The organism is Rhodoferax sp. P2_H8_2 (genome assembly GCF_056403235.1).
This window is the reverse complement of record NZ_JBFUFW010000007.1, coordinates 73,230-90,191: the sequence shown is the minus strand read 5'-3', so window position 1 is coordinate 90,191 and position 16,962 is coordinate 73,230. Positions and strand designations below refer to the sequence as shown.

At 59.4% G+C, this 16,962-nt stretch carries 15 protein-coding genes; 10 read left to right on the top strand and 5 right to left on the bottom strand.

The annotated features are described in order from the left end of the window. Nucleotides 1-87 precede the first annotated feature (87 nt). Nucleotides 88-1,983 (top strand): glutamine--fructose-6-phosphate transaminase (isomerizing), encoded by a 1,896-nt coding sequence (glmS, locus tag AC1DV6_RS13490; protein ID WP_477978176.1) that lies wholly within the window; start codon nt 88-90, stop codon nt 1,981-1,983. A 214-nt stretch (nt 1,984-2,197) separates the two neighbouring features. Further along, entirely contained in the window at nt 2,198-2,698 is a 501-nt protein-coding gene (locus AC1DV6_RS13485) for a hypothetical protein (RefSeq protein WP_477978174.1), read from the top strand. A gap of 444 nt (nt 2,699-3,142) precedes the next feature. On the opposite strand, the gene AC1DV6_RS13480 is transcribed toward AC1DV6_RS13485, so the two are convergent. Continuing rightward, the gene (locus AC1DV6_RS13480; protein WP_477978172.1) at nt 3,143-4,966 is read right to left on the bottom strand and encodes a diguanylate cyclase domain-containing protein; all 1,824 of its coding nucleotides are present in this window, start codon (nt 4,964-4,966) and stop codon (nt 3,143-3,145) included. Between the two features lie 62 nt (nt 4,967-5,028). On the opposite strand from AC1DV6_RS13480, the gene AC1DV6_RS13475 reads away from it, so the two are divergent. The 3 genes from AC1DV6_RS13475 to AC1DV6_RS13465 are packed head-to-tail and all read left to right on the top strand — an operon-like array spanning nt 5,029 to nt 8,733. Beyond that, entirely contained in the window at nt 5,029-5,724 is a 696-nt protein-coding gene (locus tag AC1DV6_RS13475) for a glutathione S-transferase family protein (protein ID WP_477978170.1), read from the top strand. Between the two features lie 9 nt (nt 5,725-5,733). Next, nucleotides 5,734-6,978 carry a multifunctional CCA addition/repair protein gene (locus AC1DV6_RS13470; RefSeq protein ID WP_477978168.1) on the top strand — a complete coding sequence of 415 codons (1,245 nt, stop codon included), beginning with the start codon at nt 5,734-5,736 and terminating at the stop codon, nt 6,976-6,978. A gap of 30 nt (nt 6,979-7,008) precedes the next feature. Further along, nucleotides 7,009-8,733 carry a putative bifunctional diguanylate cyclase/phosphodiesterase gene (locus AC1DV6_RS13465; protein ID WP_477978166.1) on the top strand — a complete coding sequence of 575 codons (1,725 nt, stop codon included), beginning with the start codon at nt 7,009-7,011 and terminating at the stop codon, nt 8,731-8,733. Here the strand turns inward: AC1DV6_RS13465 and AC1DV6_RS13460 are convergent. Continuing rightward, a complete protein-coding gene (locus AC1DV6_RS13460; protein ID WP_477978164.1) occupies nt 8,730-9,869 on the bottom strand; it encodes a class I SAM-dependent methyltransferase in 1,140 nt (379 codons plus the stop codon). The two genes, AC1DV6_RS13465 and AC1DV6_RS13460, sit on opposite strands and share 4 nt — an antisense overlap. 21 nt (nt 9,870-9,890) lie before the next feature. Between AC1DV6_RS13460 and AC1DV6_RS13455 the strand changes: the two genes are divergently transcribed. From AC1DV6_RS13455 to AC1DV6_RS13435, 5 genes are read left to right on the top strand one after another with little or no spacing between them, the layout of a single operon-like run. Then, entirely contained in the window at nt 9,891-10,673 is a 783-nt protein-coding gene (locus AC1DV6_RS13455) for an SDR family oxidoreductase (protein WP_477978162.1), read from the top strand. Nucleotides 10,674-10,680: 7 nt separating this feature from the next. Beyond that, nucleotides 10,681-11,067, top strand: coding sequence for a dihydroneopterin aldolase (locus AC1DV6_RS13450; RefSeq protein WP_477978160.1), 387 nt, complete (start codon nt 10,681-10,683; stop codon nt 11,065-11,067). 13 nt (nt 11,068-11,080) lie between these two features. Further along, nucleotides 11,081-12,013, top strand: a complete 933-nt coding sequence (ttcA, locus tag AC1DV6_RS13445) for a tRNA 2-thiocytidine(32) synthetase TtcA (RefSeq protein ID WP_477978158.1) — start codon at nt 11,081-11,083, stop codon at nt 12,011-12,013. Continuing rightward, nucleotides 12,010-12,624 carry a DUF4136 domain-containing protein gene (locus tag AC1DV6_RS13440; protein WP_477978156.1) on the top strand — a complete coding sequence of 205 codons (615 nt, stop codon included), beginning with the start codon at nt 12,010-12,012 and terminating at the stop codon, nt 12,622-12,624. Before ttcA ends, AC1DV6_RS13440 begins: the two co-directional genes overlap by 4 nt. After that, on the top strand, nt 12,624-13,271 hold the full coding sequence (locus AC1DV6_RS13435) for a histidine phosphatase family protein (RefSeq protein WP_477978154.1): 648 nt from the start codon (nt 12,624-12,626) through the stop codon (nt 13,269-13,271). The genes AC1DV6_RS13440 and AC1DV6_RS13435 overlap by 1 nt, the downstream gene beginning before the upstream one ends. Here AC1DV6_RS13435 and AC1DV6_RS13430 read toward each other — a convergent pair. From AC1DV6_RS13430 to AC1DV6_RS13420, 3 genes are all read right to left on the bottom strand, one after another. Next, nucleotides 13,268-14,968 (bottom strand): M14 family zinc carboxypeptidase, encoded by a 1,701-nt coding sequence (locus tag AC1DV6_RS13430; protein ID WP_477978152.1) that lies wholly within the window; start codon nt 14,966-14,968, stop codon nt 13,268-13,270. The genes AC1DV6_RS13435 and AC1DV6_RS13430 overlap by 4 nt on opposite strands. Nucleotides 14,969-14,990: 22 nt before the next feature. Beyond that, on the bottom strand, nt 14,991-16,157 hold the full coding sequence (locus AC1DV6_RS13425; protein ID WP_477978150.1) for a tetratricopeptide repeat protein: 1,167 nt from the start codon (nt 16,155-16,157) through the stop codon (nt 14,991-14,993). An 81-nt stretch (nt 16,158-16,238) separates the two neighbouring features. Then, a complete protein-coding gene (locus AC1DV6_RS13420) occupies nt 16,239-16,811 on the bottom strand; it encodes a chalcone isomerase family protein (RefSeq protein ID WP_477978148.1) in 573 nt (190 codons plus the stop codon). Nucleotides 16,812-16,962: the final 151 nt, after the last annotated feature.

Sequence of the window (16,962 nt, the reverse complement as noted above, 5' to 3'; positions counted from 1 at the left end):
ATTTTCATTCATAAATATGTAAATTTCAATTAGTTATTTTTTCACGCCAGTCCTACGATGCGCCCATTAACAAATGAGGAGAGCGTTATGTGTGGCATCGTTGGCGCAGTTTCTACGCGCGATATCGTTCCTGTGCTGGTTCTGGGGCTAGAGCGACTGGAATACCGGGGCTATGACTCTTGCGGCGTGGCCGTGTATGCGCAAGACGGCACGCCGGGCCTGCGCCGAGCTCGCAGCACGGCACGCGTGGCGGAGTTGGCTCAGCAGGTCGCCAACGGCACCGTGCAAGGGACCTTGGGCATCGCCCACACCCGTTGGGCGACCCACGGCGCGCCGGCGGTGCACAACGCCCATCCGCATTTCAGCCACGGTACGGGTGCCGATGCGGCGCAAAAGGCCGGCCGTGTTGCGCTGGTGCACAACGGCATCATCGAAAACCACGACGAGCTACGCGCCGCATTGCAAGCCAAAGGCTATGTCTTTGACAGCCAAACTGACACCGAGGTCATTGCCCATCTGATTGACAGCCTGTATGACGGCGATCTGTTCGAGGCCGTTCAAGCCGCGGTGGCGCAACTGCATGGCGCCTACGCGATTGCAGTGTTCTGCAAGGACGAGCCGCACCGCCTGGTGGGGGCACGTGCGGGCTCGCCGCTGATCCTGGGTGTGGGCAAGGACGGGCAAGAGCACTTTCTGGCCAGCGATGCGATGGCGCTGGCTGGCGTCACCGACCAGATCGTTTACCTTGAAGAAGGTGACCTGGTCGATTTGCAACTGGGCAAGTACTGGCTACTGGACAAGGCGCTCAAGGCAGTTGCGCCTGCGCAGCGGCCGGTGAAAACCGTGGTGGCGCACAGTGGGGCTGCTGAGCTGGGACCCTATCGGCACTACATGCAAAAGGAAATCTTCGAGCAACCGCGTGCGATTGCCGACACGCTGGAAGGCGTCGAAGGCATCGTGCCGGAGCTATTCGATGCGCAGATGAACCACGCGCCAGGTAGCAATGCGGCGCGCGTGTTTGCCAAAATTGATTCGGTACTGATCCTCGCCTGCGGCACCAGTTATTACAGCGGTTGCGCAGCCAAGTACTGGCTGGAAAGCATTGCCAAGGTGCCAACGCAAGTCGAAGTGGCCAGCGAATACCGCTACCGCGATTCGGTACCCAACCCCAATACGCTGGTGGTCACGATCACACAGAGCGGCGAAACCGCAGACACGCTGGCCGCCCTGCGCCATGCCAAGAGCCTGGGCATGCAGCACACGCTGACGATCTGCAATGTGGCGACCAGCGCAATGGTGCGCGAATGCAGCCTGGCCTATGTCACGCGCGCCGGTGTCGAAATCGGTGTGGCCTCCACCAAGGCCTTCACAACACAGCTCGCGGGCCTGTTCCTGCTGACGCTGGCACTGGCGCATGCCAAGGGCCGCCTCAGCGAGGCCGAAGAGGCACGCCACCTGAAGGCAATGCGCCATCTGCCTGCCGCATTGCAGGCCGTGCTGGCGCTGGAGCCCCAAGTCATTGCCTGGTCGGAAGACTTTGCGAAAAAGGAAAACGCCTTGTTCCTGGGCCGCGGCCTGCATTACCCGATTGCGCTGGAAGGCGCCTTGAAGCTCAAAGAGATCAGCTATATCCACGCCGAGGCGTATCCAGCAGGTGAGCTCAAGCATGGCCCGCTGGCGCTGGTCACGGGCGAGATGCCCGTGGTCACCGTCGCACCCAACGATGCGCTCTTGGAGAAGCTCAAGAGCAACCTGCACGAGGTGCGCGCGCGCGGCGGGGTTTTGTATGTGTTGGCGGATGCCGATACACGGATAGACAGTGGCGATGGCCTGCACGTGATCCGCATGCCCGAGCACTATGGGGAGCTGTCTCCGTTGCTGCACGTGGTGCCGCTGCAACTTCTGGCGTACCACACAGCCTGTGCGCGAGGTACGGATGTAGACAAACCGCGCAACCTTGCCAAGAGCGTGACGGTCGAATGACCTAAACGCGCGGTGTGACCAGCACATCGGTGTAAAGATGGGTAATGGCTACGCAGCACCAAAACGGTGCATGAAAAGTAGAAATAGCTGTGGAAAACCCATCTTTTTTCGATTTATTTTTGAAATAGGCCTAAATAACCCCCTAAATCTGCCGTTAAGAAACGTACGTCAACAGCTAAAAGTCACCGGAGGGGCCTCCAAGCCCTTATGCAAAATGCAATTGCCAACCATTGATCGAACCCAAAATGTGCGCCCCTCCGGCGCAGATGTGGCTTCGTCTGGCGCAAGCAGGGTGATTCCGGTGGCGCCAGTCAATCCTGCGGTGCATGCAAGCCCCAAACTGGAGGTGCAGCAGCCGGGCGTCATTGACGCCGTGAATCCGGCGCTGAAGTCGCCTGAGCTGGACCGGGTGCATGTCGCCCTGCCCGACCCGATCGAACAGAAATCCATCGCAGAAGCCGTGCCCAAGGACTGGACGATTCACCGCCCGCCGCAGCAAAAGGTGGAAAACCCGCCACCCAAGCCGATTTCGCAGATCCTGATGGACCACTTGAAGACCATGTGGACCGCCAGCGCCAGCGCGATTCAGGTGGAGCAGGTCCACAACCAGCTCACCACGCCGACTCCCATCGTACCGACCCAGGCACCTGGAGAACTCGCCAAGCAGGCCATGATTTACGCGCCTAGCAAAGTGAAGAAGAACGAAACCATCTAGGTTTTTTCTTCCTGTTTTTTTAACACCCACTCCCCCAGCCCCTCGCCCCGTCGGCGAGGGGAGCCTTTAACAACCGATTTGGCGGCTGTGCGCCGAATACGGAATTAAGTGCGTGGCGTTGCCACTGTTATTGCTTGCAGAGGCATGAACCTGCGGTTGGGGCTGCCTCCAACAACGCTGGTCGGAGCGATCTGGCGCGCAGCGCCAGCAGCGAGGCACGCGCGCCGGAGTGACCATGACCCGTTACTGGCCGCGAGCGGCCAGCAGTGCCGCATTACATTCTTCCCAGGTTGCTCCAACCGCAGGTTCACGCCGTGGCGTACTTCATGCGGTGGCAACCTATCCCCAGTAATTCGGTAGTCGGCGCGACGAAACAAGATCGGCTGTTAAGAGGCTCCCCTCGCCGACGGGGCGAGGGGTTGGGGGAGTGGGCGTTTAAAAAGCCTAAAAAAGGACTACGTCGTCTTCTTTCGCATTGCTGGTAGCCGCAGTCTGCGCCGCCACCTGCGCCTGCTCCCCCGACAAGTCATCAAAAAACGCAAAGCCAGCCCGGCCATTCTTCTTGACGTGGTACATCGCCACATCGGCTGCCTGCATCAGGTCTGCCAGTGCCAGCCCATTGCCCGGGTAACGCGCGATACCTACGCTGCTACCTACTGACAACTGGTGTGCGCCGAATGGCACCGGCTGGCAAATGGTCTGCATCAGGCGATTGGCGATGATTTCCAGCGTCTTGCGGTCCAGGGTTTCGCTGAGCAGCACTACGAACTCATCGCCGCCAATCCGCGCTACTACGTCCGCACTGCGGATCTGTGCCTTGATACGCTTGGTGACTTCCACCAGTACGGCGTCGCCCGCGTCGTGACCGTAGACGTCGTTGACCGGTTTGAATTTGTCCAGATCGAGCAACAGCAAAGTGCGCTCAAACGGGTTTTGCAGCAACTCCTGCGCACGCGCAGCCAGCCCGGCGCGGTTGGCAACGCCCGTCAAAGGATCGGTCTCGGCGGCAATGGCCAGGTGCGCAGCCTTGCGGGTCAGCTCGGCATGCATAGCCTGCATCAGGCGGACGCGACTTCCCAGAGCCACTGCGAACACCATGACTTCGATGCTGACACCAATCTGTAGACCGTTCTCTCCGATGAACGACCAGTCCAGATAGCCCCAGTTGTTGAGCACGGTGATGATGACGGTGGCAAACAGTGCGGCCTGTCCGCTGACGTACCAGCGTGCCGGAACAAAGCCGCCGCGCAAGGACAGCAAGGCGGCCACAAAAATGATCGCAGTTCCGGCTAATGATGAATACTCATTGACGGCCTGCGCCAGTGTCTGGAAGCCTGCCATGCCGACCACGGTGTTCACGGTAGCTACCGCGACCACGCCCAACACGATCCATCCCAGTTTGGGTGCCAGGCGCTTGAGATCCAGAAAGCTGTGCGCGAACAACGCGCCAGACAATATCCATAAAGACGGCACCACCACGTTCAAGCGGTCACTGAGCTGCGGCATATTGGGCAATAGATAGTGCGACACATGACCGTTAAAGCTTGCTAATGACAACAATGCAAAGGCACCAGAGATGACATACAGCGCATACGTCCGATCGCGAAACACCATCAGCAACACCAGGTTGTAAATCAGCATCGACAAAATGACGCCGTAGCACAGGCCATCGAAAATGCGCTTGTCCTGCGAATGCACGTGGAAGTCGGTAATTTCGGCCACGCGGAAGTCGTAAACGCGAGAAGTCAGAGATACCGCACGGACATACAGCGTGTACTCACCGGTTGCTGGCAATTGCATGCGCAAGGACAGGAACTCGCTGGCCAGGGGGCGCGTATCAAAGGGCCGCCAGGAGCCGGTGGTCACAGGCGCCTGCACAGGTTGACCCGTGGCATCAAAGGGGCCGAAAAAACGCAGGTCTTGAATGGCGGTTGCGGGCAGGCTCAGGACCCAGTCGCCATGGGGTGTGTCCTGGCGAAAACGCATCGCGAACCATACCGCTTGAGCACTGCCAGGCATAGCCAAGCTCGTCTCAGGAATCGCAAACCTGGTTGCAAGGCGATCGCTGCGTACATCATCGATCCCCAATTGCCCGGTCTCATCAACGAAATACCCAACATGCCCCGCCAGGGAAAGTCCACCAGCCTGCGCCCGCAATGGCACTGCGGAGGGTTGGCTCCAGACCACGATGGGCAGCATTCCGGCCACCAGCCAAAGGCACAATACAGCTGCACGGCGCAATACTGTCATGGCGGAGGTGGACGACATCACAGGTACAGTCTACAGCCGCCAACGCGTTTTGGCGCATCTCTAATGGTTGGGAGAACCACATGCTCAAACTCTATATTGGCAACAAGAACTACTCGTCCTGGTCCATGCGCCCCTGGGTGCTGCTGAAGCAGGCTGGCATTCCGTTTGAAGAAGTCATGGTGCCCTTCGACTCTTTCAACGCCGAATCGATTTTCAAGAAGACGCTGGCCGCGCTGACCCCTACGGGCAAGGTGCCGGTACTGCAAGACGGCACGCTGGCCGTGTGGGACACGCTTGCCATCGCTGAGTACGCCGCTGAATATGCGGCGGCGAAAACGCCCTCTGTTGCACTGTGGCCGACCGACCGCGCAGCGCGTGCGCATGCGCGCAGCATTTGCGCGGAAATGCATGCTGGCTTCACCGCGCTGCGCTCGGCCTGTCCCATGAATATCGAAGCCGATTTGGCAGACACGGGCGCCATCATCTGGCGCGACCAGCCCGCCGTGCGGGCCGATGTGGCTTACATCGTTCGCATGTGGTCGGAGCTGCTGCGCAAACATGGCGGGCCCATGCTGTTTGGTGACTTTTCGGTGGCCGATGCCTACTTTGCACCGGTGGTGATGCGCATACGCAGCTACGCATTGCCCGTACCTGCCGACATCGCCGCTTATATGGACCGCGTCTGCGCCCTGCCCGGGGTGAAAGCCTGGGTGCACGAGGCGCTTCAAGAAAAAACGTTTGTCGATTGCGACGAGCCCTACCGCCTCAAGGCATAGAGATCCAGCATGAAAACCTGGCTGGTCGGCGGAGCAGTGCGTGATGCGCTGATGGGGCTACCCGTCAAGGACCGCGACTGGGTGGTCGTGGGTGCCACCGTGCAGGAGATGCTGGACACGGGCTATACGCCGGTGGGCCGGGACTTTCCGGTGTTCCTGCATCCAGAGACCAAAGAGGAGTACGCGCTGGCCCGCACCGAGCGCAAGAGCGCACCGGGCTACCGCGGTTTTGTCGTCCATGCTTCACCCGAAGTGACGCTGGAAGAGGATCTGGCGCGGCGTGACCTTACTATCAATTCCATAGCTGCTTACGCACATTCCACCGGCACTCCGGGCGAAATCATTGATCCTTTCGGGGGGCAGGCCGACATTGAGGCCAAGGTGCTGCGTCATGTCACCCCCGCGTTCCGCGAAGACCCGGTGCGCATCCTGCGCGTGGCACGCTTTGCCGCACGCTTTGCGGATTTTCAGGTAGCCCCCGAAACGCTCGTGCTGATGCGCGAGATGGTGGACAGTGGCGAAGTCGACCATCTGGTGGCGGAACGTGTTTGGCAAGAGATGGCCACCGCGCTGATGGAGCCGCAGCCTGTACGCTTCTTTGAGGTGCTGCGCGACTGCGGCGCGCTGCAAAAAATATTGCCCGAGCTGAACCGCCTGTGGGGCGTGCCGCAAAGCCCAGAGCATCACCCCGAGATTGACTGCGGCGTGCACGTGATGCTGGTGCTGCAAATGGCCGCGCAACTGCTGGCCCCCCTGCCCGTGCGCTTTGCCGCGCTGACGCACGATCTGGGCAAGGGCACGACGCCTGCCGACGTGCTACCGCGCCACATTGGCCACGAGGCGCGCAGCGTGCGTCTGCTGCACGCCGTGTGCGAGCGCCTGCGCGTACCTAACGAGTGCGCCGAGCTGGCGGAGGTGGTGGCGCGCGAGCACGGCAACATCCACCGTAGCGGCGAACTGCGCGCCGAAGCCGTGATGCGCCTGCTGGAACGCTGCGACGCGCTGCGCAAACCGGAGCGATTTGCACACGTGCTGCTGGCCTGCGAATGCGACGCGCGTGGCCGCACCGGATTGCAGGACAGCGCGTACCCACAGGGCGTGCGGCTGCATGAAGCATTGCAGCGCGCTCTCGGCGTCGCTACCAATTCAATAGCTGCTCACGCACAATCCACGGGCGCTAGCGGCCAACAGATTGGAGAAAAGATACGCGAGGCGAGGGTTGCGGCAGTTGCCAACGGGCTGACAACTGCGTAATACTCCAAGCGCATACTGTTACGCATTGACATGTCCACTCCGTTAACCATCGAACCCGGAGATCCGCAGAAGGATCCGTGGAAACTGGTGCTGGAAAGCACCAGCGATGGCGTGTGGGACTGGAACCTGCAAACTGGTACCGAAATCTTCTCGCGGCGCCTGATCGAGATGTTCGGCTTTGACGTCCATGAACTGGCCCAACGCCCCGACGAACTGGACCGCCGCACCCACCCGGATGACCGCTCGCAGATGGAGCTTGATCGCAAGGCGCACTTTGATGGGCTGACACCCACGTATGTGAACGAGCACCGGGTGCAATGCAAAGACGGCACTTGGAAATGGGTACTGACACACGGCCTGGTGGTGATGCGCGATGCGCTTGGCAAGCCGCTGCGCATGATTGGCACGCACACAGACATCACCGAGCGCAAAGCGTCCGAGGAAATGATCCGCAAGCAGGCGTATTTCGATGCGCTGACCGGCTTGCCGAACCGCCGCATGTTGCGCGACCGGCTGGATCAGGAAATCCGCAAGTCCAAACGCGACCAGACCCAGTTGGCTATCCTGTTTATCGACCTCGACCATTTCAAGGAAGTCAACGATACGCTGGGACACGACCGGGGAGACCTGTTGTTGATCGAGGCGGCACGGCGCCTGAGCCACTGTGTACGCGATACCGACACCGTTGCCCGCATGGGCGGCGACGAATTCACCATTCTGCTGACCGAGTTGTCGGAGGACGTCGATCTCCAACGCGTGCTCAAAAGCATTCTGGATTCGATGGCGCTGATGTTCCAGTTGGGGGACGAGCAGGTGTTTGTCTCCGCCAGTATCGGCATCACGATGTACCCGGTAGACGGTGGCGATGTGGAAGACCTGCTCAAAAATGCCGACCAGGCGCTGTACGTGGCCAAAGGCGCGGGGCGCAACCGCTTCAGTTTCTTCACACCCGCATTGCAGGAAGCGGCACAAACCCGGGTGCGGCTGGCCAACGATTTGCGCATGGGTCTTGCCGAGCAGCAGTTTCGCGTGGTGTACCAACCCATTGTGGAGCTTGCGACCGACACCATCCACAAGGCCGAAGCGCTGATCCGCTGGCAGCACCCGGTGCGCGGCATGGTCAGCCCCGCCATGTTCATTCCGATTGCGGAATCCAGCGGGCTGATCGTGGACATTGGCGAGTGGGTGTTTCGCCAGGCGGCACAGCAGGTGCTGCAATGGCGCAATTCGCTGGATGCGCGATTCCAGATCAGCGTGAACCGCTCTCCGGTGCAGTTCCATCGCAACGAGTCTGGCTACGCGCCCTGGCCCAAACAGCTTGAGGCATTGGGTTTGCCGGGCAACAGCATCGTCGTAGAAATTACGGAGGGCTTGCTGCTGGACACCAACGAAGGCGTGGCTGAAGAGTTGCTGGAGCTGATTGATGCCAACATCCAGATGTCGCTGGACGACTTTGGTACCGGGTATTCCTCACTCTCCTACTTGCAGAAATTTGACATTGACTACATCAAGATCGACCAGTCATTTGTGCGCCACCTGATCCCCAATTCCACGGATCTTGCGCTGTGCAAGGCCATCATCGTCATGGCCCATGCGCTGGGCATGCAGGTGATTGCCGAGGGCGTGGAGACCGAGCAGCAGCGCGATCTGTTGAAAGAAGCGGGGTGCGACTTTGGGCAGGGCTACTTTTTTGCCAAGCCTATGCCCGCTGGCGAGTTTGAAAACATGGTGGCTGCACGCGAAGCTTCGCGCTAGAGCCGGTGGGTACGGTCGCCTTGGGCAAAACCCATCGCATCAAAGGACGGCCCTTTGAACAAACCAATGACCTTGAACAACTCGCCCATCTCATGCTCCATCAAGAGCTTGTTGGCTGCGACGCGATCGGGCAAGCTCGCTGCCTGCATCGCTTCGGCCAAACCGCAATTGATCAAGAAATGCGCCTGGCTCGTGTAGCCCAATAGCTCCAGGCCAGAGTCCTGTGCCGCCACGGCAATGCCGGTGAAGTTCACATGCGCGGTGATGTCCTTGTTGCCCACATCGGCCAGCGGATCGGCATCGGCCTTGTGCGCCTGGTGGCACATCACGGTGCCCATGTGGCGCTGTGGGTGGTAATACTCACTCTCTGGAAAGCCGTAGTCCAATAGAAACGCGGCCCCGGCCTGCAAGCGGTCACCCAGAGTGCGTACAAAGGCTTCGGCTTGGGTATGGATTTCGGTCAGGTAGTCGTGCACGCCATCCACTTCCAATGGTGGCCGCAGTTCTGTAAGCCGGTCACTCCAGACAAATCCGCCTGTCTCGCGCCATGAAACTCCGCGCTCATGCCACTGCCCTTGGGTGCGCACCAGCAACTGAATCGGCATCGCATCCAGCACCTCGTTGCCCACCACGACCCCACTGAATTGGGCAGGCAGTTCGCTCACCCAATGCAGCTTGTCCGCATGGGCCTGCAGCGTCTCGCGCTGGCGTGCCTGAAGCGAACCCGACAGATCCACGATGGTGTAGCGGCGCACCTTGGAGCCCAGCCCATCCAGCAGTTGTCGCGCCAGCGCACCCGTGCCCGCGCCAAATTCCCAGATTTCATCGGTCCCCGTTGCATCCATCGCCTGCGCCACCTGCCGAGCCAGCGCCTGGCCAAACAGCGGCGACAACTCGGGTGCGGTCACAAAATCGCTGCCACCGGCAGGCATTTGGCCGAATTTCTCCCGCGCGCCGGTGTAGTAACCCAGCCCCGGCGCATACAGCGCCAGCGCTATGAAGCGGTCAAACGGCAACCAGCCGCCGTGTGCCGCGATTTCTTGCGCTATATGGGCTTCCAGGCTCTGACCATGGGCCAAAGAGTCCTTGTGAACGTGTGAAGGAAGGGGGGTCGGTAAAATCGGGGTTGCTGTCATGGCGCAAAGGATTGTCTCCCAATGTCTTCCCCCACCCGTATCCCCACCGTTCTCGTCACCGGCGCAGCCAAGCGGCTGGGGCGCGAGATCGCGCTGAAGTTGGCCGCCAGCGGCTGGCGGGTCGCTGTGCACTATCGGGACTCGCTTGAAGATGCTACAAAAACAGTAGCTGATTGCGCACGTTTGACGGGCGGTGCAGCGGCTTTTCGTGCAAACTTGGGGAACGAGACCGCAGCCCGCCAATTGCTGCCCAAAGTGGTGGAAACGCTGGGCCACGTGGACGCGGTGGTCAACAGCGCCTCCACGTTTGAGCACGACGATGCCGCCAGCTTCAGCTTTGCTGCGATGGAAAAGCACCTGCGGGCCAATACCGGCGCGGCGATTTTGCTGGCGCAAGCGCTGCACACCCACATCTCGGAACGCTCTGCAACGGACTCGAATGCACGTGGCGCAGTAGTCAACCTGCTGGACCAGAAACTCTGGAACCAGAACCCCGATTTTTTCAGCTACACGCTGTCCAAAGCCGCGCTGGAAGCAGCCAACACAATGCTGGCGCTGGCGCTGAGCCCTTCGATCCGCGTAGTGGGCGTGGCCCCCGGTTTGACACTGACCAGCCACCTGCTGGACGAGGCCAAATTCAAGGCCTTGCATACAATGTCACCTTTGGGCCGGTCCTCCACGCCTGAAGATGTTGCCAGTACGGTGCTGTTTGCGCTGCAAAACCAGTCCATCACCGGCACCACCCTGCTGGTTGACGGCGGGCAGCATCTGATGCGTTTTGAACGCGATTTTTCGCTGATGTGACCCACCCATGACCCAAGAACACACGACGCCCACAACGGGTAGCCAGATTCTCACGCTCACCGGTTTGCGCTTTGACGCCAACCTGGGCATTCTGGAATCCGAAAAACGCGCGCCGCAGCCGATCCAGGTCGATGCGGAACTGAGTTTGGGCAAGCAGCCGCTATTGCCGCATGACGATGACATTCACCATGTGCTGGACTACCGCAAGGTACGCCAGATCATCATCAACGAATGCACCGCCGAGCATGTGAACCTGCTGGAGAGCCTGATTGGCAAGCTGGCAAATCGCCTGCTGCAATTGCCCGGCGTGCTGGGCGTGCGGGTGAAGATTGCGAAATTGGAAATTTTTGACGATTGTGAAGTTGCCATACGGGTCGAAGCCGGCCAGTGGTAACAGGAGAAAGCTTATGAATGCAGTGTGGATAGATGAAGAAGTGGCCCTGTCGAACCACGACAAGGAAATGAAGATCGAGCGCGAAACGCACAAGCTCGAGAAGCGCCTGTGCCGCCAGATGGGCCAGGCCATCATCGACTACAACATGATCGAGGAAGGCGACCGCGTGATGGTCTGCATGTCCGGTGGTAAGGACAGTTACGGCATGCTGGACATCCTGCTGAAGATGCAGCAGCGCGCGCCCATCAGCTTCGAGATCGTCGCGGTCAATCTGGACCAGAAGCAGCCCGGCTTCCCTGACCACATCCTGCCCGAATACCTGAAAAATCTTGGCGTGGAGTACCACATCGAGACGCAGGACACCTATTCCATCGTCAAGAAGAACATCCCCGAAGGCAAGACCATGTGCAGCCTGTGCAGCCGCCTGCGCCGGGGTATTTTGTACAACGTCGCACGCCGCCTCAAATGCAACAAACTTGCACTCGGTCACCACCGTGACGACATGTTACAAACATTCTTCCTGAACATGTTTTTCGGCGGCAAACTCAAAGGCATGCCACCGAAATTGGCCAGCGACAACGGCGAATTCATCGTGATCCGCCCCCTCGCGTATGTCGCCGAAAAAGATCTGGTTCGTTGGGCGGCGCACAGAGCGTTTCCTATCATTCCCTGCACACTGTGCGGAAGCCAGGAGAACTTGCAACGCAAGCAAATCGGAAATATGCTGAGGGAGTGGGAAAAGCAATACCCCGGGCGTGCCGAGACCATGTTTACTGCCCTGCAAAACGTGGTGCCTTCGCATTTGATGGACGCCAAGCACCACGACTTCAAGAACATCCAGACCACGGGTGTTCCGGATGAAGAGGGTGACAAGGCCTTCGATGCCGAGGAGTTCACGCCTCCAACCCTTTCCGGCTTGCCGGGATTACAGGTAGTGACACTATGAAAACTGCAAATGCGTTGCGTGGATTGAAAGTTGCATCGGCTGTGCTGCTGGCCATTGTGCTGGGCGCATGTTCTACGGTGCGCACCGCCGACAGCAGCGTGACCAGCTTTGCCGGTCAAGCCGCGGCGGTGAGCGGGGCGACCTATCGCTTTGAACAACTGCCATCGCAAAGCAAAGAGCCTTTGTATGGCGAGATCCAGGCCATGGCAGAAAAAGCGCTTTCGGAAACTGGCTTGAAGCGCGACGATGCGGCGGCCCGTTACAGCGTGGAAATCAGCATGGTCAGCGAGCAATTCCTGCGCCAGCCTTTTGTGGTCATGGGCCGCTATTCGCGTTTTGTGATGCCCTCCGACCGCCTTTTCTGGCCCGGCTATTACCCGTCCATGATGGACAGTGTTTCGTATCGCTACCAGTTGCGACTGGTGATGCGCGACACCAGCACCGCCAGAGTCGCCTACGAAACAACCGCGGAGCTCGAAGTGCCGTGGTCCGACTCGATCAACATGATTCCGGCGCTGCTGAAGGCGGCACTGCGGGACTATCCCGTGCCCCCTACCAGCACCCGCAAAGTCCAGGTGGAACTGGGCCAGACCGGCGCATCTCAGCGCTGATGGTGGCCACACGCATCATCGCCGTTCGCCACGGTGAGACCGCCTGGAACGTGGAGACCCGTATCCAGGGTCAACTGGACATTGGCCTGAACACCAAAGGGCGATGGCAGGCGCAGCGCGCAGGGCAAGCCCTGTCGGAGGAGTCCATTGCACGCATCTACTCCAGCGACCTGTCACGTGCCCATGCCACCGCATTGGCGATCGCCCAACACAGCACTGACCCGCGGGCGCAAGAGGTGGAAGTGCATGTCGGCCTGCGCGAGCGTGGCTTTGGCATGTTTGAAGGCCAGACCTACGCGGACATTGAAAGCAAATGGCCGGAAGATTCCAAACGCTGGCGCCAGCGTGACCCCCATTTCGCGCCGCCCGGTGGAGAAACACCGACCCAGGTTCTGGAACGCGTAGCCGCCACCGTCAATGCCTTGGCAGCGCCACATATGGGCGAGCAGATTGTTCTGGTGGCGCATGGCGGCGTAATGGATATGTTGTATCGGTTGGCCACGCAACAAACAGTCGGTGCAACGCGCACCTGGGAACTGGGCAACGCAGCGATCAACCGCCTGTTGTGGACGCCCAATGGACTGACGTTGGTAGGCTGGTCCGACACACGGCATCTCGAAGACACGCTGGACGAAACGTCCGCCTAGTAAATCCTCAACACCGGATACCGCCGCCATTCCAGCTCTACATGGCGCTGGCCGTGAGCAAAGATGAATGACAGCACGGCCTCCTGATCGGTCATCTTGTCCGGATTCTGCACTTTCCATCGCTCAAAGGCTTCGCGCAATGCGGGTTCGGCCTGCAGCATTTCCAGTGCCGTATCTTCAAACACGTAGTCGGAGAAGTTTTCCTTCTTCTCCAGAATGCTGTTGAAAAATCCCCAGCGGAAAAAGCTGTCGTGCGCCTGCGGTTCCAGCGTTTCCACGGCATAGCGGGCACGCGGCTGATCCAACGACACCAGTACATCGCCAGCACGTGCCTGAAACGTCACCGCGCGGCTGCTGAGCCGCACTTCGTCGTGGAACATATGCCCCTCATACGGGCCGGGTCGCGACACGATGGACTCCATCACATAGGCCTGCGCTTGCATAGTTTGATCAGCCGACAGACGCTCCATCACCACACCATTCCACAGCAGCCGATCAATCACTTCGCGCCAGGCTTGCGGGATCAGGTAGTGCTTGGGCGTGTCGACCACTACATCAGCCATGCAGCGGTTGAACCAAGCGATGTCGCGCTCCCACGGCTGGTTGCGGTCATACGCCAGTCGGCTGTACTGCCCCAACACACTCGGTCTATAGACTGCTGCATACCCTTTGAACCGGAACGTGTCAGGGCGGCTGTAGTCGGGCTTCCACGTCACGGGCCATTGCCGCTGCGAGCCGCTGGCTTCGCGCGCCGCGCGCCGCATGGCCTGAATTGTTGTGGCATTGTTTACGGTGAACGCCAGCACCGATTCCACCAGCGCCCGCATCGACGCATAACGGTCCGCAAACGGTTTGAGCATGTGCGTCTCGGGCATGAAACCTATCGTGTGGTGCAGAGCCGCATATCCGGTAGAAAAGCGCGGCACCTCCAGGAAATCTTCAATGCCATCGTCCGGCGTCGCTTTGACCGGATTCACATAAGGACAGGTCGGCCAGCCACGCTGCTCCATATCAGCATAAATCGCGGGCAGCATCGTGTCGCGCAGGAAAGTACCAAGTCCATCACCCAGCTTGTCGGTCTGTGTATGGATCAGTGTCATCGTGTACTGATAGTCGGCACCGTTGGAGGTGTGGGTGTCGACCATCACGTCCGGGTCCCACTCCGTGAAGAAACGGTTGAAGGCCTGCGCGGCCAGGCTGTCGCATTTGATGAAGTCGCGGTTCAGATCCAGGTTGCGGCCGTTGGCGCGAAAGCCAAATTGCTCCGGTCCCAGCTGGTTTACGCGGGAAGTGTTTTGGCGATTAAGGCAACCATCCACGTTGTAGACCGGAATGAACAGGAACGCCGTTTGCCCAAGAGCGGCGCGACGCTCGGGTTCAACACAGAAATCGCGCACCAGCGCCATGCAGGCGTCTATGCCTTCAGGTTCACCCGGATGGATGCCGTTGTTGTTGAAGAATACCGGTCGCCCGGCCTGTTTGAGTTGCGCCTGATCAAGCACACCGTCAGAGCTGACGACCCCAGCATGCAACGGTACGCCATTGTCCGAAATGCCGATTTGAAAGAAACGCAGTACATCCGGGAAGTCTTTTGCAAGGCGCTCGTAGAACGCAATGCATTCACTCCATTCGGTAGTCTGGTTCTGGTTGCCGCGTTCAAACGGCGTGCGGTAGATATCGTGTGCGCTGGGCACCATAGTGAGGGCTTTCCATCGACGGTCAGAAGAATGTCGATTTTGCACTCATGTTTTGCAGTTTTCTGTTTAACACTGCAACACTCGGATCATCATGCTTGATCGCGTCTAACGCAGCGATCTGTTTGGCCGCTTTCTCACGTTGTCCGTTTCTTACGTAGGCAATCGCTAGGTAGTAATGGATTTCCTGAAACCCGATGGCCAACGTTTCAGCACGCTCCAACGCCGAAATGGCACTGCGGGTATTGCCCTTCTGTAAAGCCTCAACGCCAGTGCGCAACCAGTGGTAGGGATCCTGGTATTTCAAGCGCTCCATCATGACGCTGACTTCCAGCGCCTCCTGATCGCGTCCTTGGGCCACCAGCAGAGCGTGCAGATTGCGCATCGGCGCGTCACTTACCTGGTCCAGTGCAACAGCGTGCCACAACAACTGTTCGGCACTCTTTTGCAAACCTCGCCGGTAATACAACTGCGCCAGATTGCTGTAGGCCGGGCCGTAGTGCACGTCCGCCGCAATGGCGGCTCTGTAATAGGCGTAAGCGAAGTCATCCTGCTTTTTCGCCAAATACTCGCTGGCACGGTTGTTGTAGAAGCGTGCCACGATCTGATCCTGCGTCAGCGCGCGCCCTCTGGAGCGTGCCCCGACTTGGGGTTGAAAGTCCACCACAATGCCGCCAGCATCAATCACCTGATCGTTGATGAGAATGGTGGCATTGGTTGGAATCAGAACATTGACATGGTGGCTGACGTAATCCGCGCCATCGCGCCGGTCAAACACCGGCGCAACAATCACTTCCTGCATCACTGCCCGAATATCCAGCGCCTTGGCAACCGCATAGGTCAGTATGGTCAGCGACAGGCAGTCCCCCTGCTTGCGCTCCCAGGTTTGGATGGCGCTAGTGGAGTGCCCGGCGGCATAGCCCAACCGGATCCCCTGTTCTCCATACAGCAGCGTGAGTAATTCATTGAGCCTGCGCTCGGTGCTCATGACCCGCCCGGTGTGGGTGCGCAGTTCGGCAATGATGGATTGGTCTACCGCAAACAGGGTTTGCGGAGTTTCTTCTACCAACGCCGGGTTGTACTGAAACGTGGCGTCCTGCCACAGTCGATCTGTGGGAAGCGTGGCTACCTGGGGCGCGGCACAACCCCACAGCACACATGACAGCGCGCCAGCACAAAGGAATTTGACCATGGTGGCATCTCCTCACGGGGCATTGAAAGCCCCGAGAGAAGTATCCTCCCGCGACCAGCGCGGGTCAATGCCCACTATGGATCAGATCGCCTGCCCCAGCAGTGCCTGCTTCAACGCACTATCCGCCGGCTGCGGACCCAGCCAGATCTTCAGCATCACGGGAAAGAGCTCCGGCTGCTCAAAGCTCACCTCCAGCGGCTGCGCAGCACCCCGCGCGTGGATGCGAATGGTTGTGCTGCCGTCGGCATTGGCAATGATCTGGAAGCTGTCGCCGGCACGCAAACTGTGTTGCTCGCCTATTACTGCACCCAGGCCAAACAATTCGGGGATCAGATGGGACAACTCTTCTTCGGAAGCATTTGCCACCAAACCACGGGCCAGCAAGCCCGTAATCTCTGATGCTTGCACATCACGCGACATCACAACGCGAATCTGACTCGCATCTGCTGACGCCTGCGCGGAATACAGCTTTGCTGTGTACAGCGCCTGCGCACCTTGTGTGCGGGTGCCTGCACCACGGAGCACCAGCGTGGTGCCAGAGACCTGCTCCGCGTCCATCGCTGCAACCGGGAACACGGCCGCAGACAACAGGACAGCCCATGTCAGCGCCACAGGCGCCAGCAGGGAAGTAGGTTTTTGCGATGGATGTTTCATGAGAGCCTCCAATAGACCGAGCACAAGCGCTCGCCCTACGTCAAGCAACCGATGTGCCAAAGATTTAGAGTGCGTCCTCTGAAAACGCCCTACTGCCCTGCGCTTAAGGGTAGATACGCATTTGACAAAGCAATTGCTCGGTGAAAATCAC